Genomic DNA, 20,859 nt, shown 5'->3' on the forward strand with positions numbered 1-20,859 from the left:
CCGGTCAGACGCCGCGCACCAGCAGCTCGAACAACTCCGCCGGCCCCATCTGGCCGCCCTTGAGCATGATCTCCAGGCCGTCCAGATGCGCGGCGCCGGCATGCGCGCGGCAGAGCGCCACGCCCGGCGCCAGATTGCCGCGATAGGACAAGCCCCAGATATCCAGCGCCTTCAGGGCATGGCTGGACGTGTCACCGCCCGCCACGCCCACGCGCGACAAGGGCGCCGCCTGCAGCACGCGCCGCAGCAGCTCGCCGCATGCCATGGCCAGGCGTTGCGCGGCGCCGGCGTCGGACAGCAATTGCCGCTCGCCCTCATGCGCGGCGGTGCAGGCCAGCGTGTGGCGGCCGGCGCGCAGGCCCGCGGCGATACAGGCGACGGCGGTCTGGAGATAATCCGCGTCGCCGCCCACCAGGCGGGCCGGGTCCAGCAGGATCTTGTCGTAGGACGAGGCCGCGCCGACCTGCAGCGCCGTGATCGGCGACAGGCTGCCGGCCAGCGCGAACACCGCGCCTTGCGCTGCTGCAATGGCATAAGGCCCGCCATCCGGGTTGACATCCGGCTCGACCGGCGCGGGCGCCAGCCAGCCCTGGCTGCGCCACCAGGCCGCCAGGCTTTGCACCACGCTGCTGGCGCCCACGGCCAGCAGATCGCGCTCGAGCGCCCGCGTCCATATCGAGCGGCCGATGGCGGCCAGGTCGGCTTCGCCGGCCACGTCGAACAGCAAGGCCTCGTGCCCGGCGTCGAGCAGCGCGTCGATGCGCGCCGCCAGCGCCGGGGCGTCGGCGTACAAAGGGTAATGCACGCCGGCTGCGCGTAGCCCCTGCCGGGCCAGGTGCACGCGCATGTCCGACTCGTCCATCGGCGTGACCGGGTGGCGGCTCATGGTCGGATGACGGTCGATGCGCACCACGTCGCCGCCGGCTTTCTCGGCCGCATGCAGATGGCTGAACAGGCAATAGCGGCGCAGGTTGGGCTGGCCGCCGACCACCGGCACGAAAGGATTGCGGATGCGCGCGCGCCAGATGCGCACGGCCGCGCCGATGCTGCCGATCTCCGGCGCGCTGTCGAAGGTGGAGCAGATCTTGTAATGCGTGACCGGCGCACGCAGGCCGGAGAAGAAAGCCGATACCGGCTCCAGCTCGGCGCGCATCTGCGCCGGATCCATCGAGCGCGCGGCGCCGGCGATGCCCAGGCAGTCCAGGTGGCCGGCCGCGCGCAATTGCGCGGCGTCCGGCACGCGCAGGAACAGCAGGCTGCGCAGGCCGGCCAGCGTCGCCGTGGCCAGGGTGTCGGTGGCGCCGGTGAAGTCGTCGCCATAGAAGGCGATCTTGGGCCGGCCGTCGAGGAAAGCCTGCATCAGCGCATCACTTCAACCGGGCGCCGTAGAAGGCGATGGCGCGCCGCAGTTCGGGCGCATCCTTCGCGTACTCCTCCAGCGCGATGCCGGCGCGCGCCGCATCCCACGCCTGGCGCAAGCTGGCCACGCCGGCGGCCGCGCCGTCCGGATGCGCCAGGATGCCGCCGCCGGAGAGGAAGATCACGTCGCTGCTGTTGATGGCATCGAAGGTGGGCCGCACCGTGCCCGCCCACTGGCCGTTGGAAAACACCGGCATCGCCGCGTCGCCCTCCGACATCTCGCTCAGGCAGGCGCGCGCCGAAGCGATCACCTCGTCGTTGAACTCGGAGAACTTGCCGTTGAGCCCATGCACATGCAGATGGTCGACCCCGGCCAGCCGCCACAGCGCCTGGTAGGCCGGATAGGACATGCCCAGCAGCGGCTCGCGCGACATCATGCCGAAACCGTTGCGGTGGCCGTGCAGCGCCAGCGAGGTGCTGCGGCGCAGGCTCTGGACGGCCGAGTAGCCGCACCAGTTCAGGCTCACCATGACGCAGCTTCCGCCTTCGCGCTCGACCAGTTCGGCGTGGCGACGCATGCTGTCCAGGTCGTCGCTGATGTTGAAGGCGACCATCACGTTGCGCCCGCTCTTCTCGCGCCAGGCGCGCACGCGCTTCATGACCGAACGCACGCGCTGTTCCAGCGGCGCATGCGAGGGATTGGCGCAGACCTCGTCGTCCTTGATGAAATCGACGCCGGCCTCGCACAGGCACCCCACCAGCTCGCCCGTCTCTTCCGGCGTCAGGCCGACGTTGGGCTTGATGATGGTGCCCAGCAGCGGCGCGTCGGCCACGCCGGCCAGCTTGCGCGTGCCGGCGATGCCCTGGCGCGGCAGGTCGAAGCGGCGGCGGTAGGACGCCGGCAGCGTCACATCCAGCAGGCGCAGGCCGGTCACCTCGCCCAGGTCGAACAGGTTGCCGGCCACCGTGGCCGCCAGCGTCGGCAGGTTGGGGCCGACGTTCTCGACCGGGAAGGAGATCCGGATGCGGGCGCGGCGATACGGGCCGCCCATGTTCTGGCGCTGCTGCCAGGCGTTGGGCAGGCTGGGCTCGGCCACGCCGTCGAGCTCGTCGATGGCTTCCACCACCGCGCGCGCCCGTTGGCGCAACTGGTCGGTCTCGCCTGCCACGCGCACGAAGGTGCCGCAGGACTGCTCGCCGGCCATGACCTCGGCCACCGCCGAGGGATCCAGCGGCGTCTCGATCAGGTAGTCGGCGCTGAAACGGCTGCCGTCGGCCGGCAGGATCGCGGGTCCCATGGCCATGCTCACAGCTTGCTCAGGTCGGGGAAGGCGCGCACCGGATCGCTGCCGTCCCAACCTTCGGAGGACTCGCGGATGATGCGAAAGACACGGCCCTTGGGACCGGCCACTTCCGACAGCTCGATCACGGTGCCGGGGTGGTATTCGGTCTCGAAGTAGACGAAGCGCCCGCGCTCGCCGACCTCGCCGCTCATGCCCACCTTCCAGCCGCGCGCCTGCAGCAGCGCCAGATCGCGATCGAAGTCCTCGGTCCAGTAGGCCACATGCTGCAGCCCGGTCTGGCCGTTCTTCATGAAGTCGCGGTACATCGACGGCGTGTCGCTGCGCGCCTGGATCAGCTCCACCTGCACGCCGCCCGAGTTGGCCAGCGCCACCGAGTTGTGGATTTCGTAGGGCTGGCCCTTGTAACGGTAGTTCTGCAGCGGCACCCGTTCCATGTAGTAGAACGGGCCCACGCCCAGCACCTCGGTCCAGTACTTCATCGCGGCTTCGATGTCGGCCACGACGTAGCCCAGCTGCTTGATTTCTCCGAGAAAGCGGCTCATGTTTTTCCTTTGTCTGTGTCGTTCAGGCCAGCTTGCCGGTGTACTTTTCCAGCAGCGCCCAGGCCTCGTCGCCGAACTTCTTGTGCCACTCGGCGTAGAAGCCGGCGCTGCGCAGCTTGGCGCGGAAGGCGGCATTGTCGATCTCGTTGAACTGCAGCCCCTTGGCCTTCATGTCGGCCACCAGCGAATCGTTGAGCGCCTTCACATCCACGCGCTGCTTCAGGCCCGCCTCGTTGATGTTGCGCGTGACGATCTCCTGCAGCTCCTTGGGCATGCGCTCGAAGGACTTCTTGTTGCCCATGAACCAGAAGCCGCTCCACACGTGGTTGGTCATCGAGCAGAACTTCTGCACCTCGTAGAACTTGACGGTGGAGATCACCGCCAGCGGGTTCTCCTGGCCTTCGACGATCTTGGTCTGCAGCGCCGAATACACCTCGGCGAAGTTGATGCTGGTGGGCGAGGCGTCGAAGCCGCGGAACAGCGAGGTCGCCAGCGGGCTGGGCGGCACGCGCAGCTTCATGCCCTTGAAGTCTTCCGGCCTGGCGATCGGACGGGTGCTGGTGGTGACCTGGCGGTAGCCGTTGTCCCAGCATTTCTCGAAGGCGAACAGCGCGGTCTTGGCGGCAATCTCGCGGCGCACGTAGGCGCCCAGCTCGCCGTCCATGGCGGCCCACACCTGGCCGTAATCCTTGAAGGCGAAACCGACGCCGCTGATCTGGCCGGCCGACACCAGCGTGCCCAGCACCTCGGGCGAGATGGTGAAGAAGTCGATGGCGCCCGAGCGCACCTGCGACAGCATGTCGGTATCGGTGCCGAGCTGGCCGTTGGGATAGACCTGCAGCTCCACCCGACCCTTGGATTCGGCGGCGATCTTCTCGGCCATTTCCTTGGCGCGCACATTCATCGGGTGCGACATCGGCAGGTTGTTGGCGTACTTCAGCGTGAATTCGGCGGCATGCGCCTGCGTGCCGTACAGGCCTGTGGCCAGCACGGCGCAGGCCTGCGACGTCTTCTTCAGGAAATCGCGGCGGCTGGAAATCTTGTCACCCGGTTGCTTCATCGTCGTCTCCCAATGATTGGTGTTATGTGCGGCGGCTCGCGCGTCGCTTTACGGCCTCTCCCCGGCGACGCCGGCGCGGCCTTGCTGATGATGTTTTCTGATTCGATTTGATTTAGACTTTGACGGCACGCCACATGCCTTGACTGTCGCCTCAAACCTGGATCAAGGGGCAGAATATCGCCGCCGGATCCGACCGGTCAAAGCCGTTTCTTGATGGTTTTTGATGGTTTAACCGACTTCAGCAGACAGGCCATGCCAGACAAGAAAAGCAAGACTCCTCCCGCCAATGCCCGCGCCCGCGTGACCGACATCGCGGCCGCCGCCGGCGTCTCCACCGCCACCGTCGACCGTGTGCTCAACGGCCGTCCCGGCGTGCGCGCGGCCACCTTGCAAAAGGTGATGAAGGCCGCCGCCGCGCTCGACTACCTGCCCGAGTCCGACCTCTACAAGGCCATGCGCCCGCGCCCGATGCAGCTGGTGTTCCTGCTGCCGCCGCGCAGCAACCGCTACATGCAGATGCTGGGCGACTACATCGGTTTCGCCGAGGACCACCTGGCGCCCTTCAACGTACGCTGCAAGTATCACCACATCGAAGGCTTCAACCCACGCGTGCTGGCGCAGCGCCTGCTGCACTACGGCCGCCAGGCCGACGGCGTGGCCTTCATGGCGCTGGAGCATCCGCTGGTGCGCGAGGCGGTCAACACGCTGGCCGAAGAAGGCGTGCATGTGGTGACGCTGATTTCCGACCTCTCCAATTCGCGCCGCGCCGCCTATGTCGGCATGGACAACCGCGCCGCCGGCCGCACCGCCGGCTACCTGCTGGCGCGCTTCCTCGACCGCGACGTCACCCATCCCGGCCCCGGCAGGAAGCCCGGCAAGATCGCCATGATCGCCGGCAGCCTCAGCTACCGCGGCCACGAGGAAAGGGAGATGGGGTTCCAGCATGCGCTGGAGGAGATCTGCCCGCAGGTGCAGGTGGTGGGACTGCGCGAGGGGCACGACGACGCCGACACCAACTACAAGCAGGCGCGCATCCTGCTGGAGCAGTACCCGGACCTGGCCGGCATGTACAACATCGGCGGCGCCTCCGACGGCGTGGGGCGGGCATTGAAGGAAAGCGGGCGCGACCAGAAGGTGGTCTTCATCGGCCACGGCCTCACGCCCGACACGCGCGGCCTGCTCATCGACGGCACCATGGACGCAGTGCTGACCCAGCATCCGCAGAACATGATCATGAACTGCGTGCGCATCTTCGGCAATCTGCGCGAGCGGCGCGACGCCCTGGCGGGCGTGGAGGCGGTGCGGATCAGCGTGATCCTGCGCGAGAACCTGCCCTGATCCTTCCCTGCATCAGCCCGGCATCGACGGCATCAGCGGGCTGCGTTCGGCCCAGGCCAGGAACAGCTTGCCGCGGCGCGGACGCGGGCGGCGCTTGCGCAGGCTGGAGTAGACCAGCTCGGCCAGCGTGCGCTGCTCGACGTCGCTCATCTTCAGCGAGAAGCGGTACATCCGCAGCAGCATCAGCGCATTGTTCATGAAGGCCAGGTCGGCCGCCTCGCTACGCGCCAGCGCCGCCAGCTGTGCGGCCAGCGTCAGGTTGCGCGCGCCGTCGGCCTGCGCGGCGACGGGCCGCGCCTCGGGCGGCTCGTCTTGCAGGCCCAGGCGGTACAGCGCGTGGCGGTAGGCGGATTCCAGTTCGTCCGCTTCGCCGGCGCGTTCCTCCACGCCGACGCCGGCAAGTCCCGCCAGCAGTTTCTCCAGCGCGGAAAGACCTACCGTGTGCCCGACCAGTTCGCCGTCGCTCCAGCCGCCGCCGCTGGGGTCCAGCAGCCATGCGAGGAAGCCGTGGTCGAGATGCGTGTCGCGCGCGGCGCGGCTTGAAAGCATGCGCTGCGCGGCCACCATTTCTACCGGGTCCATGCGGTAGTACTGCGGCGCGATGCCGGATGTCTCGGACCGGGACGACGATGCGCCGCGCTGGCCGGCGCCGGCCGCGCGCGAGCGCCGGTATGCGGCGAGGTCGGCGGCCAGGGCGTCGACTTCTTCCTGCGCGATGCCGTTCGACTGGGCGTAGGCATAGGCGTCGGCCAGGTAGCGGCGGTCGCCGAAGGAGAGATAGTCGCGCGCCGGCGAAGCGCCTGCGCGACGCGCCACGCCCGGCTCGTCCTCGCGGCGCGACACGCCGAACACGCGCTGCAGCAGCACCATGTAGGCGCTGTCCTGCACGCTATGGGCCAGGTTGGAGACTTGCAGGATGTCGGCCAGGTGAGGCGCCGCGGCCACCAGTTCGGCCATCGACGGCATGCGCACCAGCACCAGCCCGCGGATCACGCCGCCGGCCAGCGCCAGCGGACCAGACGGCAGCACCAGCGACTCCATCATGCGCACCAGGTCGACCTGCTGTTGCGGCGGCAGCGGCGCTTGCGGCTGCAGGTTGTACAGCTCCAGGTATTGCTGCATCAGCTGCACGTAGTTGGCCGGATAGGCGGTGCGCTCCAGCGGCGACAGCGCCGCGTAGAACACCAGCGCGGCCTCGATCACCGGGCGCCAGTCGCCGCTGGCGACGGCGCGCTGGAACACCGGCGCCCAGAATTTCTGGTCCACCTCGGTGCGCTGGTTGGCGGCGGCGTAGCGCTCGTTGACGGTATAGGCGCCGCTCTCGTCGTAGACGATGGCCGACAGTTCGGCGCGCGACAGCCCGGCAAAGGGATTGGGCGCACGCCCGTAGAGCGATTCGGTGGCTTGCCTGGCCTGCCTGATGCGTTCCGGATCGTCCGACGGCGGCAGCTCGCTGTCGGCACGGGCGACGGCGTCGGCGCCGCGGCGCGCGGCGACCAGGCGCGCCTCGATGGCGTACAGCGTGGCGCGGGTGATCGGCAGCGAGCTCTCGAGCGTCCTGATCTGGGTGGTGTGGCTGGTTTCGCTGGCGGCGAGCTTGCCGTCCTGGTCGGCGCCGGCCGCCTGCGAGGCGTCGGCGGCATCGGCCGCGGCGCCGTCGACGATACTGGCGAAGGCCGCCAGCATGCGGCCCTGGGCCGACAGCGTCAGCGTGACGCCCTCTTCGGGCGCGCCCGGGTTGGCCGGCGGCGCGCCGGCTGATGCGCCGGCGCCTTCATTGTTGGCAGAGGTTTGGGTAAAGAGCGACAACGCATCGCGTGCCGCCACCGCGATATCCGTTTCGATGGCCATGTCCATTCTCCTTTTCGGGAGCTCATGACTTCATTACGGTTCACCTGCGGCAATCTTTACACTTGAAAAGCCGTGCCCGGCAAATTATTTGCGATTTTTCAAACATTCCCAAGTCTTTGTTTCCATTGGGAATTTTCGATCCGAAGCGTATCGGAACAAGCCGTCTCGCCGACGGACTTCAGTGCGACAGGATCTTGGAGAGGAACTGCCGGCTGCGCTCCGAATGGCCGCTGCCGCCGCCGAAGAAATCGTCCTTGCTGCGGTCTTCGACGATGCTGCCCTGGTCCATGAAGATGACGCGATGCGCCACCTTGCGCGCGAAGCCCATCTCGTGCGTCACGCAGACCATGGTCATGCCTTCCTGCGCCAGTTCCACCATCACGTCCAGCACCTCGTTGACCATCTCCGGATCGAGCGCCGAGGTCGGCTCGTCGAACAGCATGCAGATCGGATCCATGGCCAGCGCGCGGGCGATCGCCACGCGCTGCTGCTGGCCGCCGGAGAGCTGGCCGGGGTACTTGGCCGCATGCGCCTTCAGGCCCACCCGCTCCAGATACTTCATGCCGTGCGCATGCGCCTGCTCCTTGCCGCGCGCGAGCACCTTGATCTGCGCCAGCGCCAGGTTGTCGGCGATGGACAGGTGCGGGAACAGCTCGAAATGCTGGAACACCATGCCCACCCGCGAGCGCAGCCTGGGCAGGTTGGTCGCGCGGTCGTTGACCTGGATGCCGTCCACCGTGATGCTGCCTTGCTGGATCGGCTCGAGCGCGTTGATGGTCTTGATCAGGGTCGACTTGCCCGAGCCGGACGGCCCGCAGACGACCACCACCTCGCCCTTGCCGATGGAGGCGCTGCAATCGGACAGCACCTTGAAGGAGCCATAGTATTTGGAGACGTTTTCCAGCCTGATCATGCCGCGACTTTCTTTCGGTAGCGCTTGACCATGAGCGACATGGAAAAGCAGATGATGAAATACACCGCGCCGGCCACGAACAGCAGTTCGATGATGCGGCCGTTGCGCTCGCCGATGCTGTAGGCGCGCCCGAAGAAATCGGCCAGCGCGCTGACATAGACCAGCGAAGTGTCCTGGAACAGCACGATGCCTTGCGTGAGCAGCAGCGGCACCATGTTGCGGAAGGCCTGCGGCAGCACCACCATGCCCATGGCCTGCGGATAGGTCAGGCCCAGCGCATAGGCGGCGGCGATCTGGCCGCGCGCCACGCTGTTGATGCCGGCGCGGATGATCTCGGCGTAGTAGGCGGCCTCGAACAGCGCGAACGCCACCAGCGCCGACGTCATGCGCAGGTCGTTGGCCGGCGACAGGCCGAACACCTTTTGCAGCAGCTGCGGCACGATCAGGAAGAACCACAGCAGCACCATCACCAGCGGGATGGACCGGAAGATGTTGACGTAGCCGGCGGCGAACCATTGCAGCGGCCGGTGGCGCGACAGCCGCATCATGGCCAGCAGCGTGCCCCACACCATGCCGAAGACGATCGCCACCAGCGTGATCTTCAGCGAAACCAGCATGCCCTCGCCCAGCACCTTGATGGCAGCGGGCGTGACGGCGCTGAAGTCGAATTCGTAGGCCATGGCGGTTCCCCTTATTTGCCGGCCATGCCGGGCAGGCTGGTCTTGTGTTCGAGCAGGCGCATGCCCGCCATGACGGTGATGTTGATCAGCATGTAGGCCAGCGTGACGGCGATGAAAGCCTCATACGGCTGCGCGGTGTAGTCCACCAGCTGGCGCCCCTGGGCGGCCAGTTCCAGCAGGCCGATGGTGGACGCCACGGCGGAGTTCTTGAAGATGTTGAGGAACTCGGACGTCAGCGGCGGCAGCACGATGCGCATGGCCATGGGCAGCAGCACCAGCCGATAGGTCTGGCCCAGCGTCAGGCCCAGGGCAAGCCCCGCGCCCCTCTGGCCGCGCGGCAGCGACTCGATGCCCGAGCGCACCTGCTCGCACACGCGCGCCGCGGTGAACATGCCCAGGCACAGCATGGCCATCAGGAACTGCTGCGCCATCGGCGGCATGGCCTTGACGGCGTCGCCGCCGGGCAGCAGCTCGGGCATGGCGAAATACCAGATGAAGATCTGCACCAGCAGCGGTACGTTGCGGAACAGTTCCACATAGCAGGCCGCAAGGCCCGACAGCACGCGATTGGGCAGTGTGCGCATGATGCCCAGCAGGATGCCCAGCAGCAGCGCGATGATCCACGACGCCAGGCCCAGCGCCACCGTCACGCCCAAGCCGGACAGCAGCCAGTCGAGGTAGGTCTGCCCGACGCTGGGCGCCTGCAGGAATACCGACCATTGCCATTGGTATGCCATGTTTGTTTCCTGTTCCTGTTTCCGTATCCGGAGCGGCCGCCTCAGGCCGCCGGCTCGGCGAAGGGCAGCTCGCCCTCGCCCTGCCCTTCGGCGCGCATGCCAAAGGTGTTCAAGGTCATCGCCACCAGCGCGTAGTAGCCCAGCAGCCCGACCAGGTTGACCACCACCGGCAGGCCGAACATCGCGCAGGCCTCGGCATAGGTCGCATCCGACACGCGCCGGTTGCGGTAGAGCTCGGTGGCGAAATGCCAGACCACATGCTCGTCGCGCTGCGCGAAGACGGGCGTGGCGCCCTGGCGGATCTGTTCGGCCACGTCGGCCGGCAAACCCGCGTCGATCGCGATGGGCAGGTGGATGTGCCACTCGGCCTGCGACTGCCAGGCGACGGCGGTCGCCAGGATCGCCAGCTCCGACAGCCGCAGCGGCAGGCCGGTGTCGTAGCGGCAGAACGCGCCCAGCGTCTGCGCCAGCTCGCCCAGCCGCGGGCTGTGGATCCAGGCCACGAAGGGTCCGTTGAGGTTCTTGCGCGGCCCGGCCAGGATGGCGTCGAGCATGGCGGTCTGGTCGGGCGTCATCTGCTCGCGGGTGATGGCGGGCAAGCGGCTGGGCTGGGTCATTGCACTCTCCTGGACGATGTCAAAGCGACAGTGTCGCTCAATCCATGGGCTTGTCGCTGGGCGCGGCGTACAGCTTGGACACCGTCTCCGACATCGGGAAGTTGAAGCTCACGTTCTTGGGCGGAATCGGGAAGGTGAACCACTTGGCGTAGATCTTCCGGATCTCGCCGCTCTTCATCAGGCCGGACAGGGTATCGTCGACCAGTTGCTTGAACTGCGGGTCATCCTTGCGCACCATGAAGGCGTAGGGCTCGGCGCCGAACGGGTTGCCGGTCAGCACCCAGTCGTTGGGCTTTTGCGCGGTGGTGCGCGCGCCGGCCAGCAGCACGTCGTCCATCACGTAGGCGGCCACGCGGCCCGACTGCAGGATCAGGAACGCCTCGCCGTAGTCCTTGGCGCTCTGGATCTGCATGTTCATCTTGCGATGTTCGTTCAGGTTGCGCAGCAGCTGCTCGGAGGTGGTGCCGGCATTGGTCACCACGGCCTTGCCTGCCAGGTCGGGGAAGTCCTTGATGCCGCTGTCGCGCTTGGTCAGGATGCGGCTGCTGGCGACGAAGAAGTTGGTGGCGAAGGACACCTGTTGCCAGCGATTCTTCAGGTTGCTGGTGACGCCGCACTCGAGGTCGATGGTGCCGTTCTGCAGCAGCGGCGTGCGGTTCTGCGAGGTCACGGGGACCATGCGCACTTCCAGTTTCGGCGTGCCCAGTTTCGCCTTCACGGCGTCGATCACCTTGTTGCACAGGTCCTGCGAATAGCCGATCACCTGCTGGTTCTCGTCGTAGTAGGAGAACGGAATGGAGCTGGTGCGGTGGCCGATGGCGATCAGGTTGGCATCCTTGATCTTGCCCAGCGTCGCGCCCAGCGCGGGATCGGCGGCGCGCGCCTGCATCGGCAGTGCGGCCAACAGTACGGACAGCATGGCGGCCGGTGCGGCCAGGCGTTTGATTGCTTGCATCGTTTACCCCTCCCTTGAAAATTCGGAACTGCGGATCTGTGCCTGCGGATCAGGCCACGGCGGCCGATACCGCCTCGGCCAGGCGCCCGACGATGTCGGCAATGTCTTGCTGCGTGGCGATGAACGGCGGCGCCAGCAGGATGTGGTCGCCATTGCGGCCGTCGATGGTGCCGCCCATCGGATACACCAACAGGCCGCGCTTCATGGCCTCGGCCTTGACGCGGGCATGGGTGCGCAGCGCCGGATCGAGCGGCGCCTTGCTCGCGCGGTCGGCCACCAGCTCGACGCCGACGAACAGCCCGCGGCCGCGGATGTCGCCCACATTGGCGTGCTGCGCAAACACCTCGCGCAACCCGGCGCGCAACTGCTCGCCGCGATCGCGCACATTGGCCAGCAGGTTTTCGTCGCGGATGGTTTCCTGCACGGCGATCGCGGCGGCGCAGGCGGTGGCGTGGCCGATGTAGGTATGACCGTGCTGGAAGAAACCGGAGCCCTGCACCACCGCCTCATAGATGCGGTCGCTGCAGATCATCGCGCCGATGGCCTGGTAGCCGGCACCCAGCCCCTTGGCGATGGCGACGATGTCGGGGACGATGCCGTCTTCCTCGCAGGCGAACAGGTAACCGGTGCGGCCCATGCCGGACATCACCTCGTCCAGGATCAGCAGCACGCCGTACTTGTCGCACACCGCGCGCATCTTGCGGAAGTAGCCGGCCACCGGCGGCACCGCGCCGGCGGTGGCGCCCACCACGGTCTCGGCCACGAAGGCGGCGACGGCATCGGCGCCCAGCGAAAGAATCTTCTGCTCCAGCTCGTCGGCCAGGCGCTGCACGTACTGCGCGTCGCTCTCGCCGTCATGGCGCTCGCGGTAGGCGTAGCACGGCGAGACGTGATGCGCCTCGATCAGCAGCGGCATGAACATCTCGCGACGCCAGGCGTTGCCGCCGATGGCCAGCGCCCCCAGCGTGTTGCCGTGGTAGCTCTGGCGACGCGCGATGAAGTACCTGCGCTGCGGCTGGCCGGTCTCGACGTGGTACTGGCGCGCCAGCTTGAGCGCCGCCTCCACCGCCTCCGAACCGCCGGAGAGGAAATAGACATGGTTCAGCGAACCCGGCGCGGCCTCGGCCAGCATCGCGGCCAGCTTCTCGGCCGGCTCGGTGGTGAAGAAAGAGGTGTGCGCATAGGCCAGCTGGCCGACCTGCGCCTTGATCGCCTCGACCACGCGCGGGTGGCCATGCCCCAGGCAGGAGACGGCGGCGCCGCCGGAGGCGTCGATATAGCGCTTGCCCTCGTGGTCGATCAGCGCCATGCCTTCGCCGGCCACGGCGACCGGGAGCTTGCTGCGGGGATTGCGATGAAATACGTGCGTCATGACGGCTGCCCTTCCTGGCGTGTGCGCAACGATAGGTGCATTCTTCAAATCACAATGCAACACTCGTTGCAGAATCAACTTGAGGCGCAATATAAATGAACGAAGCCGGCCATGCAACATATGTTGCAAATAAATTTAATAGTGATTTATTTGGTGCAATTGCAGCATTCTTTCGGTGCACGAAAGACGCGGGAGGCACACCGATGGCGCACCGCCGCCGGTGCCGCCATGCAGCATGGAAAGACGCGGGCGCAGGCTCGCCCGGAAAGATCAGGAGAAAATCAGGATGAAATCAGAAAAATGACGAGACCGATTGCTAACGGCTCACATAGGCGCCGGTGCGGTGCAGCGCCTCTTCCGCCAGCTCCAGGCGTTTGACGGCGTTCTCGTCGTCGATCGAGATGACCAGCTCGATGAGGCTTTCCGCCACCGCCGTGGCGGCCGCCATCGAGGGGAAGAAGGACGGGCTTTCATGCGTGAACAACAGGCAATGGTCGGCCTTCAACGCGATCGGCGCCACCGCGCTGTCGGTCAGCGCGATCAGTTTGGCGCCGGCATCCTTGGCGGCCTCGGCCACCCGCACCGCCTCCGCCGAATAGGGCGCGAAGCTGATGACCACCACCGCGTCCTGCGGGGCGAAGGCGCGCAGCTCGAGGTCGATCGATCCCTCGCTGCCGCGCACCAGCGACACCGAGGTGCGGAACAAGCGGTACAGGTAATGCAGCAGGAAGGAAATCGAGAACGCCGCGCGGAAACCCGCGATGTGCACATGGCGCGCCTTGGCCAGCGCGCGCGCCGCGGCCAGCATGCGGTCGGCGCTCTTGGGTTCGGAGGCATCGAGATTGGCGCGCTGGGCGGTGAAGAGCTCGGCCACCAGCTTGTCGCTGTTGCTACGGCGAACGATGTTCTTGGCCTTGAAGGCGTAGGCCTTGGGATCGCCCGCCAGGCGTTCCACGAACAGCGCGCGCAGCTCGGCCCAGCCGGCAAAGCCTAAGTATTGCGCCAGCCGCACGAACGTCGAGGGCTGCACCTGCGCCTTCTGCGACAGCGCACGCATGGTCGAGACCGCGACCTCGCCCGGGTTGTCCAGCAGGAAGGCGGCGCCGGCCTGGAACTGCGGCCGCATGTCGGTGAAGCGCTCGCGGATCGAAGCTTCCAGTTCGCTGAAGCTTTGCGGCGGATGGGTTGCGTTGTTCATGGTGGTAGGCGCGGTGCGGATGAAAACCGAGCGATGGTAGCAAACAATTCGCAGCGGCTCGCAACATTTGTTGCGGCATTTCAGAAAGTGTTCCGCGGCTTGCGAATCGGGCTCCTGCGTTGCCGCGTCAGCCATTCGTCAGCGCCTTGTCAGGGGCCGTTCGGAACGCTTCGTCTCGTCTTTATTAAAATGCGAGCAGGCAGTAGATAAAAAACCACAGCGGCACGACGGATTTTGCAAATCCCGCCGCCCTTCGCGGATCGAAAAACAGCTCGTCATACCAGCTGCGACACCGATTTCCCCAGTAAGAACGACCGTTCTCTTCCTTGTCATCGCGCCAAGCGGGAACGGATTCTCCTGCGTTGCGAATATTTCCCTGGGGATTTCAGGATTTCTCCGATGTCTGCGCGCGAAATGACGCTCTACAGTCATTTCCAAAGGGGGATCCAAGATGAACAAGAAGGTCTTTGCAGTGGTCGTGGTGTCGGCGGTCGTTTTCACCCAGGTCAACTGGTGCGGCGCGCTGCTTGCGGCGACGTCGGGCGCGCTCGCCATCTCGGTGACGGTCGCCGAGAAATGCCGTGTCGATTTTTCGGAGGGCAGCGCCGACTTCTTCCAGGTCTGTTCGGCGGTGCCGGGCGTGGCCAATGAGCGCTCGCAGAATGTGCTGGGCGCGGCGATCGCGGTGGAGCCGGGGGCCGACCCCTACTTCCTCGACCGCAATCCGGACAACCCGGCGCAGGAAGCGGCGGCGGCTCCCGGCAGCGCGGCCGCCACCGGCGTGCCGGCGCCGCAGAACGCCCGCAAGGGCCCGAAAGTGGTGGTGATCAACTACTGATCAAGCCGCGCCCACCGCCACGCGGCGTCGTTCCTGGCGTTGCAGGTAGTGGTTGGGCGTGGTCTGCAGCGCCTTGCGGAACATGTTGGAAAACGCGCTCTGGCTCTTGTAGCCGAGCGCCTGCGCCACCACGCCGACCGGCTCGCCGTTGGCCAGCCGCACCAGCGCTTCGCTCAGGTGCACCTGCTGCACCCAGTGGCGGAACTGCAGCCCGGTCTCCTTCGGAAACAGCCTGATCACCGTGCGCACGCTGGCCCCGCCCAGCCCGGCCCAGTCGGCCAGCGCAAACTGGCGGCCGGGATCGTCCAGGATCGCTTCACAGATCGCCACCAGCCGGCGGTCGCGCGGCCACGGTATTTCCACCGGGATGGCCGGCGCGCGCGACAGCTCCGACATGATCAGCTCGGCCACATGGCCGCCGCGGCTGTCGGGACGATAGTCGTTCGACTCGGCCAGCAGCGCCAGGATCAGCTCGCGCAGCAGCACCGACACTTCCAGCAGGCGGCAGCGCTCGCCGATGCCCCGTCCCTCCTCTTCGCCGATGTACAGCGTGCGCATGCTGACGTTGCTCAGCATGCGGATCTCGTGTTCCACGAACGGCGGCACCCACAGCGCCCGCTGCGGCGGCACCAGCCAGACGCCCTGGGGCGTGCGCACCTGCATCACGCCGTCCACCGCGTACAGCAGCTGGCCGCGCCGGTGCGAGTGCGAGGTGAGCAGGTCGCGGTAGCGCAGCTCGCGCGCGAAGGCCACCACGGCGCAGCCGGCGCTCTGCAATGCCGCCACTTCACGGCTGGGGCTGACCTTGCGGATGGCGGCGACTGGCATTTAATCGGCAATAAGTGTCATAAGCAGGAATAGATGCCAATGATACGCTTCGTCCATCTTCACCGCACGCCCACATCCGCCATGACAAGCACCACTGAACACACCGCGCCGGCCCAGGCCCCGAGCCCCGCCGGCGCCGACGCAACAACAGCCACCTCTTCCGCCCAGCCGCTGGTGATGAGCATCATCCTGGCCTGCGGCGGCGCGCACCTGATCAACGACATGATCCAGGCGCTGCTGCCCTCCATCTACCCGATGCTCAAGACCGGTTACGGCCTGTCCTTCACCCAGGTCGGCCTGATCACGCTGACCTTCCAGGTCACCGCCTCGCTGCTGCAGCCTTGGATCGGCATGTACACCGACCGCCATCCCAAACCCTGGCTGCTGCCCAGCGGCGCCGTGGCCACGCTGATCGGCATCGTGCTGCTGTCCATGGCCGGCAGCTTCGGCGCCTTCCTGCTGGCGGCGGCGCTGATCGGCATCGGTTCCTCCACCTTCCACCCGGAAGCCTCGCGCATCGCGCGCATGGCCTCGGGCGGGCGCTTCGGACTGGCGCAGTCGACCTTCCAGGTCGGCGGCAACGCCGGCTCGGCCTTCGGCCCGCTGCTGGCGGCGGCCATCGTGGTGCCCTACGGCCAGGGCAACGTCGCCTGGTTCGTGCTGCTGGCGGTGCTGGCCATCGTGGTGCTGTCGCGCGTGGCGGGCTGGTACCGCGGCCACCTCGCCGCCACCAAGGGCCGCGCCAAGGCGCGCGCTTCGCACCAGCTGCCGGCGTCCACCGTGCGCCGCGCGCTGGTGGTGCTGGCGCTGCTGGTGTTTTCCAAGTACTTCTACATGGCCAGCTTCACCAGCTACTTCACCTTCTACCTGATCGACCGCTTCCACATGTCGGTGGCCAGCTCGCAGATCTACCTGTTCCTGTTCCTGGGCGCGGTGGCGGTGGGCACTTTCGTCGGCGGCCCCATCGGCGACAGGATCGGTCGCAAGCTGGTGATCTGGATCTCCATCCTCGGCGCGGCGCCGTTCGCCCTGCTGCTGCCGCATGCCGACCTGTTCTGGACCGGCGTGCTGTCGGTGGTGATCGGGCTGGTGATCGCCTCGGCCTTCTCGGCCATCGTGGTGTATGCGCAGGAGCTGGTGCCGGGCAAGGTCGGCATGATCGCCGGCGTGTTCTTCGGCCTGATGTTCGGCTTCGGCGGCATCGGCGCGGCGCTGCTGGGCCACCTGGCCGACCTGTACGGCATCGCCTGGGTCTACGGCTTGTGCGCCTTCCTGCCGCTGGCCGGTTTGCTGACGGTGTTCCTGCCGGACCTGAAGGAAGGCCGCGCCTGAAGCATGCGCGGCAATGAAAAAGGGCAGCCTCGGCTGCCCTTTTTGCTGTGCGCCGGCGCCGCTCAGTGCGAACGGACCTCGAGGGTGGCGCTGCGCGCGCGCGCTTCGCTCAGGCGGAACAGCGCCACGATGTCGGCCAGGCGGCCGGCCTGCTCCTGCAGCGACTGGGCGCCGGCGGCGGCCTGTTCCACCAGCGCGGCGTTCTGCTGGGTGGCCTGGTCCATGTGCGCCACGGCGTCGTTGGTCTGGTTGATGCCCTGGCTCTGCTCGCGGCTGGCCGCGGTGATCTCGGCCACCACGTCGCTGACCTTCTGCACGCTCTCCACCACGCTGCGAATGGTGGCGCCGGCCTCCGCCACGCTCTGCTCGCCCTCGCGCACCTGGCCGACCGAGTCGGTGATGAGCACCTTGATCTCCTTGGCGGCGGTGGCCGAACGCTGCGCCAGCGAACGCACCTCGGACGCCACCACCGCGAAGCCGCGGCCTTGCTCGCCGGCGCGCGCGGCTTCCACCGCGGCGTTCAGGGCCAGGATGTTGGTCTGGAAGGCGATGCCGTCGATCACGCTGATGATGTCGACGATCTTCTGCGACGAGGCGTTGATGGCGGTCATGGTTTCCACCACCTGCTCCACCATGGCGCCGCCGCGGCCGGCGATCTCGGACGCCGACTTCGAGAGCTGGTTGGCCTGCAGCGCGTTGTCGGCGTTGTGGCGCACGCTGGAGGTCAGCTCCTCCATGGCGGCGGCGGTTTCTTCCAGCGAACTGGCCTGCGCTTCGGTGCGCTGCGACAGGTCCATGTTGCCGCTGGCGATATCGCGCGAGGCGGAATGGATGGTATGGCTGGCGTCGCGGATGTCGATCATCACGCCTTCGATCTTGTCGACGAAGCGGTTGAAGGCGGCGCCGATGCGCGCCAGTTCGTCCTGGCCGGCGGTGTCGAGGCGACGGGTCAGGTCGCCGTCGCCGTCGGCGATCTCTTCCAGCGCGCCCTGCACCAGCGACAGGCGGCGCAGCGCCTGCGACAGCAGCGCGCCCAGCGCCAGCGCGGCCAGCACCGCCACCAGCGCGGCCGTGACGGCCGACGTGCCCAGCAAGGCGGTCAGCGGCGCCGAGGCGTCGGCGCGGTCCAGCGCCACCACCAGCATCCAGTCGGTGCCGGCCACCTTGGCCGAGAACAGCATCTTGTCCTGGCCGCCCAGCCTGACGTCCTGGTGGCCGCCGGCGGCCGCGGCAGAAGCCAGCGACTGCGCGCTGATGGCGGGGTCGAGGTCGGCCAGCGGCTTCAGGCGCAGCTTGTCGTCGGGATGGGCGATCACCTTGCCGCTGCTGTCGGCCAGGAAGGCGTAGCTGTTGGGCGTGGGCTTGATGGCCACCACGTTGTTGACCACGGTGTCGAGCAGCACATCGGCTGCCGCCACCGCGCCCACCTTGCCGTCGATGCTGACGGCCTCGGCGAAGGTCACCAGCAGCCTGCCGGTGCTGGCGCTGGTATAGGGCGCGGTCACCACCGGGCCCGTGGTGCCGGCCGCCTGCTTGTACCAGGGGCGCTGCGTGGGATCGTAGTCGGCGGCGCGCTTGCGCTCCTGCGAGAACACCGCGTGCTTGTCTTCATAGCCGACATAGGCCAGGTCGAACCCGCCGGCCTGCTCGGCCGCCTTCACGAAGAGCAGCGGTTCGGGCACGGGCGCGGCCTGCTTGATGGAGGCGACCACCAGTTTCTTGGAGGCCACCCATTCAGCGATGGTGGCGGCCTGGCTCTGCGCCAGCTGGGCGGTCTGGCTGTCCAGCGCGGCCATGGTGCGCGAGCGCGTGGTCAGGAAGTTGGCGACGACGATGGCCAGCATCGCGAGCACGACGATGCCGGCGCAGATGGCGATGAGCCGGGTACGCAGGGATGAGAATTTCATAGGATTTCCACTAAGGCGGACCGCCTGCGGGTGCGCCGGAATGCCGGACGGCCGCGAGCGGGTAAGTCGATCTTGCTGTTGAGCCGGATGCCCGGCGTGAGACTAATGGGGATTTATGACTGGGACGTTACGGCAGAGCTCCGGTATGGAAAAAGAGGCAGCGCGACGACAGACCGGCGGCCTCGGCGTGGGCGCACAACCGCGCCTGCCGGGCCGCACCGCCGCCATCGCCCGGCCCTTCCCCCGTGTGTCGATACGTGTACGTGTTGTTCCGTTAGCGTACCAGCGGCCGTTCAGGAAATTTTGAAGACACTGAAAATATTCCCGCAGGCTGATGCCGCCGCGCTACATGTCCTCGCGGCAACATTATTTTCAGCAACTTAAGTCTGGCTTAATTTTCGCGGCATACAGTGGCGTCACTGGGGTCTCCTCTTTCCCCCTTGTCCGCCGCGACGACATCCGGCGGGCATCTTTTCCGGCCCGCCTGCCAATCGCGGGCCGTTTTTTTATTGCCGCCGCTCCTGCTCCGGCAGGCCATGGCGCTTGTGCAGGCCCAGCCGCTGGGCGCGATAAATGCCGGTGTGCCCCGAGAACAGATAGGCCACGACGCAGGCCAGCGCCGCGAACGGCCCGATGTCCGCGCCGAACAGTTCGATCGCCATCACGGTCGACGCCAGCGGCGTGTTGGCGGCGCCGGCGAACACCGCCACGAAGCCCAGCGCCGCCAGCAGCGGAAACGGCAGGTGCAGCAGCGGCGCCAGCGCGTTGCCCAGGGTGGCGCCGATATAGAACAGCGGGGTCACCTCGCCGCCCTTGAAGCCGGTTCCCAGCGAAGCCACCGTGAATGCGCCCTTGGCGAGGAAATCCCAGGGCGTCAGCGGCTGCCGGAACGCGTCCACGATGACGTCGATGCCCAGTCCGATGTAGCGGTGCGTGCCGCAGGCCCATACCGCGACGGCCACCACCACGCCGCCGATGGCCGGGCGCAGCGGCGCATAGGCGACGTGCTTCTTCATGAACGCCGACAGCGCGTGCGTGCTGCGCGCAAAGGCCATGCCGACCAGTCCGAACAGCGCGCCCGCGGCGATCACCGCCGCCGCGCTCCACAGCGCCACCGGGGCCGAGGCCGTCATCGCGTAGTGGGTATGGTGCACGCCCCAGGCCAGGCCGACCTGGTCGGCGGCGATGGCGGCGACGAAGCAGGGAAAGATCGCGTCATAGCGCATGCGGCCGATGGCCAGCACTTCCAGGCCGAAGATCGCGCCCGCCATCGGCGTGCCGAACACCGAGGAAAACCCGGCGCTGATGCCTGCCATCAACAGGATGCGGCGGTCTTCGTGGCGCAGCCGGAACACGTGGGTGAGCTGGTCGGCCAGCGCCCCGCCCATCTGCACCGCGGTGCCTTCGCGGCCGACCGAGGCGCCAAAGAGGTGCGACACCACCGTCCCCAGCAGCACCAGCGGCGCCATGCGCAGCGGCACCACCTTGGAGGGATCGTGGATCTCGTCGATCAGCAGGTTGTTGCCGGCCTCCACCGACTTGCCGGTATGCAGGTAGATCCAGCCGACCGCGAAGCCGGCCGCCGGCAGCAGCCACAGCAGCCAGGGATGGGCCTCGCGGGTGCGCGTGGCGAGGTCGAGCGAGAGCAGGAAGAAAGCCGAGGCGCTGCCGGCCAGGAAGGCCACCAGCGAGGCGATAAGGCACCATTTGCCGACGTAGGGCAGCAGGCGCAGCGGTTCGGGGAGCTTGGAAATGTTCATGGTGCAGGCGTTAGTGGTGAAACCAGCCTGGCCGACAGGAACGGAGGATGCTTCAGGCGCGCGCCTACAGTCCCCGGTGGTCCAGGTATCCGTAGGCATCATCAGCCCCGGCGGATGCCGGCGGCGGTTCGGGGAGGAATGCCATCTCCGGCGCGCATGGTAGCAAGTTTCCCCGGCCGCCGCAATCGCCCGGCCGGCGCGGTCTGCCGCCGGCCTCCCGGCCTGTCGCGCGATGGCCTCGCCCGTTCCATTCCGGGCTGCCATATGA

19 protein-coding genes and 1 riboswitch are annotated in these 20,859 nt (G+C 67.3%); of the genes, 4 read left to right on the top strand and 15 right to left on the bottom strand.

Annotation, left to right across the window (positions count from 1 at the left end; all coding sequences use genetic code 11):
* Positions 1-4: 4 nt before the first annotated feature.
* Genes CEJ42_RS10475 through CEJ42_RS10490 form a run of 4 tightly spaced genes read right to left on the bottom strand, consistent with a single transcriptional unit; the run spans position 5 to position 4,265 of the window.
* On the bottom strand, positions 5-1,360 hold the full coding sequence (locus CEJ42_RS10475) for a four-carbon acid sugar kinase family protein (RefSeq protein WP_088750990.1): 1,356 nt from the start codon (positions 1,358-1,360) through the stop codon (positions 5-7).
* Positions 1,361-1,367: 7 nt separating this feature from the next.
* Entirely contained in the window at positions 1,368-2,657 is a 1,290-nt protein-coding gene (locus tag CEJ42_RS10480; RefSeq protein WP_088751163.1) for a ribulose-bisphosphate carboxylase large subunit family protein, read from the bottom strand.
* Between the two features lie 8 nt (positions 2,658-2,665).
* A complete protein-coding gene (locus tag CEJ42_RS10485; RefSeq protein WP_088750992.1) occupies positions 2,666-3,205 on the bottom strand; it encodes a VOC family protein in 540 nt (179 codons plus the stop codon).
* A gap of 22 nt (positions 3,206-3,227) precedes the next feature.
* Entirely contained in the window at positions 3,228-4,265 is a 1,038-nt protein-coding gene (locus CEJ42_RS10490) for a TRAP transporter substrate-binding protein (RefSeq protein ID WP_079216551.1), read from the bottom strand.
* Between the two features lie 252 nt (positions 4,266-4,517).
* On the opposite strand from CEJ42_RS10490, the gene CEJ42_RS10495 reads away from it, so the two are divergent.
* A complete protein-coding gene (locus tag CEJ42_RS10495) occupies positions 4,518-5,603 on the top strand; it encodes a LacI family DNA-binding transcriptional regulator (RefSeq protein ID WP_079216552.1) in 1,086 nt (361 codons plus the stop codon).
* Between the two features lie 12 nt (positions 5,604-5,615).
* Here the strand turns inward: CEJ42_RS10495 and CEJ42_RS10500 are convergent, their stop codons facing one another.
* The 7 genes from CEJ42_RS10500 to CEJ42_RS10530 all read right to left on the bottom strand — a co-directional run bounded on the left by CEJ42_RS10500 (position 5,616) and on the right by CEJ42_RS10530 (position 12,728).
* On the bottom strand, positions 5,616-7,454 hold the full coding sequence (locus tag CEJ42_RS10500) for a hypothetical protein (RefSeq protein ID WP_088750994.1): 1,839 nt from the start codon (positions 7,452-7,454) through the stop codon (positions 5,616-5,618).
* A gap of 178 nt (positions 7,455-7,632) precedes the next feature.
* On the bottom strand, positions 7,633-8,367 hold the full coding sequence (locus tag CEJ42_RS10505; RefSeq protein ID WP_088750995.1) for an amino acid ABC transporter ATP-binding protein: 735 nt from the start codon (positions 8,365-8,367) through the stop codon (positions 7,633-7,635).
* A complete protein-coding gene (gene gltK / locus CEJ42_RS10510) occupies positions 8,364-9,047 on the bottom strand; it encodes a glutamate/aspartate ABC transporter permease GltK (protein WP_079216558.1) in 684 nt (227 codons plus the stop codon). Before gltK ends, CEJ42_RS10505 begins: the two co-directional genes overlap by 4 nt.
* Positions 9,048-9,058: 11 nt before the next feature.
* Positions 9,059-9,784 carry an amino acid ABC transporter permease gene (locus CEJ42_RS10515; RefSeq protein WP_088750997.1) on the bottom strand — a complete coding sequence of 242 codons (726 nt, stop codon included), beginning with the start codon at positions 9,782-9,784 and terminating at the stop codon, positions 9,059-9,061.
* 41 nt (positions 9,785-9,825) lie between these two features.
* Positions 9,826-10,401, bottom strand: coding sequence for a carboxymuconolactone decarboxylase family protein (locus CEJ42_RS10520; protein WP_079216562.1), 576 nt, complete (start codon positions 10,399-10,401; stop codon positions 9,826-9,828).
* A 37-nt stretch (positions 10,402-10,438) separates the two neighbouring features.
* Positions 10,439-11,320, bottom strand: a complete 882-nt coding sequence (locus CEJ42_RS10525) for a transporter substrate-binding domain-containing protein (RefSeq protein WP_420809796.1) — start codon at positions 11,318-11,320, stop codon at positions 10,439-10,441.
* Positions 11,321-11,405: 85 nt separating this feature from the next.
* Positions 11,406-12,728: an aspartate aminotransferase family protein gene (locus tag CEJ42_RS10530; protein ID WP_088750999.1), complete on the bottom strand. Its 1,323-nt coding sequence runs from the start codon at positions 12,726-12,728 to the stop codon at positions 11,406-11,408.
* A 95-nt stretch (positions 12,729-12,823) separates the two neighbouring features.
* Between CEJ42_RS10530 and CEJ42_RS25160 the strand changes: the two genes are divergently transcribed.
* The gene (locus CEJ42_RS25160; protein WP_207760413.1) at positions 12,824-13,018 is read left to right on the top strand and encodes a hypothetical protein; all 195 of its coding nucleotides are present in this window, start codon (positions 12,824-12,826) and stop codon (positions 13,016-13,018) included.
* Positions 13,019-13,044: 26 nt separating this feature from the next.
* Here CEJ42_RS25160 and CEJ42_RS10535 read toward each other — a convergent pair whose 3' ends face one another.
* Positions 13,045-13,926: a MurR/RpiR family transcriptional regulator gene (locus CEJ42_RS10535; RefSeq protein ID WP_079216568.1), complete on the bottom strand. Its 882-nt coding sequence runs from the start codon at positions 13,924-13,926 to the stop codon at positions 13,045-13,047.
* Positions 13,927-14,377: 451 nt separating this feature from the next.
* Between CEJ42_RS10535 and CEJ42_RS10540 the strand changes: the two genes are divergently transcribed.
* Entirely contained in the window at positions 14,378-14,764 is a 387-nt protein-coding gene (locus CEJ42_RS10540; protein WP_088751001.1) for a hypothetical protein, read from the top strand.
* Here the strand turns inward: CEJ42_RS10540 and CEJ42_RS10545 are convergent, their stop codons facing one another.
* Complete coding sequence (locus CEJ42_RS10545) at positions 14,765-15,592, bottom strand: AraC family transcriptional regulator (RefSeq protein ID WP_088751003.1); 828 nt, start codon at positions 15,590-15,592, stop codon at positions 14,765-14,767. It abuts the gene before it with no gap.
* 81 nt (positions 15,593-15,673) lie between these two features.
* Here CEJ42_RS10545 and CEJ42_RS10550 point away from each other — a divergent pair, with 81 nt between their 5' ends.
* On the top strand, positions 15,674-16,924 hold the full coding sequence (locus CEJ42_RS10550; protein ID WP_088751004.1) for an MFS transporter: 1,251 nt from the start codon (positions 15,674-15,676) through the stop codon (positions 16,922-16,924).
* A gap of 62 nt (positions 16,925-16,986) precedes the next feature.
* Here the strand turns inward: CEJ42_RS10550 and CEJ42_RS10555 are convergent, their stop codons facing one another.
* The gene (locus tag CEJ42_RS10555) at positions 16,987-18,831 is read right to left on the bottom strand and encodes a methyl-accepting chemotaxis protein (protein ID WP_088751006.1); all 1,845 of its coding nucleotides are present in this window, start codon (positions 18,829-18,831) and stop codon (positions 16,987-16,989) included.
* Positions 18,832-19,337: 506 nt separating this feature from the next.
* Positions 19,338-20,591 (bottom strand): voltage-gated chloride channel family protein, encoded by a 1,254-nt coding sequence (locus tag CEJ42_RS10560; protein WP_088751008.1) that lies wholly within the window; start codon positions 20,589-20,591, stop codon positions 19,338-19,340.
* Positions 20,592-20,676: 85 nt separating this feature from the next.
* Positions 20,677-20,749: riboswitch (Fluoride riboswitch) on the bottom strand.
* Between the last annotated feature and the right edge of the window lie 110 nt (positions 20,750-20,859).

The sequence above is a fragment of the Herbaspirillum robiniae genome, from assembly GCF_002213415.1.
GTDB classification, from domain to species: Bacteria; Pseudomonadota; Gammaproteobacteria; order Burkholderiales; family Burkholderiaceae_D; genus Herbaspirillum; species Herbaspirillum robiniae.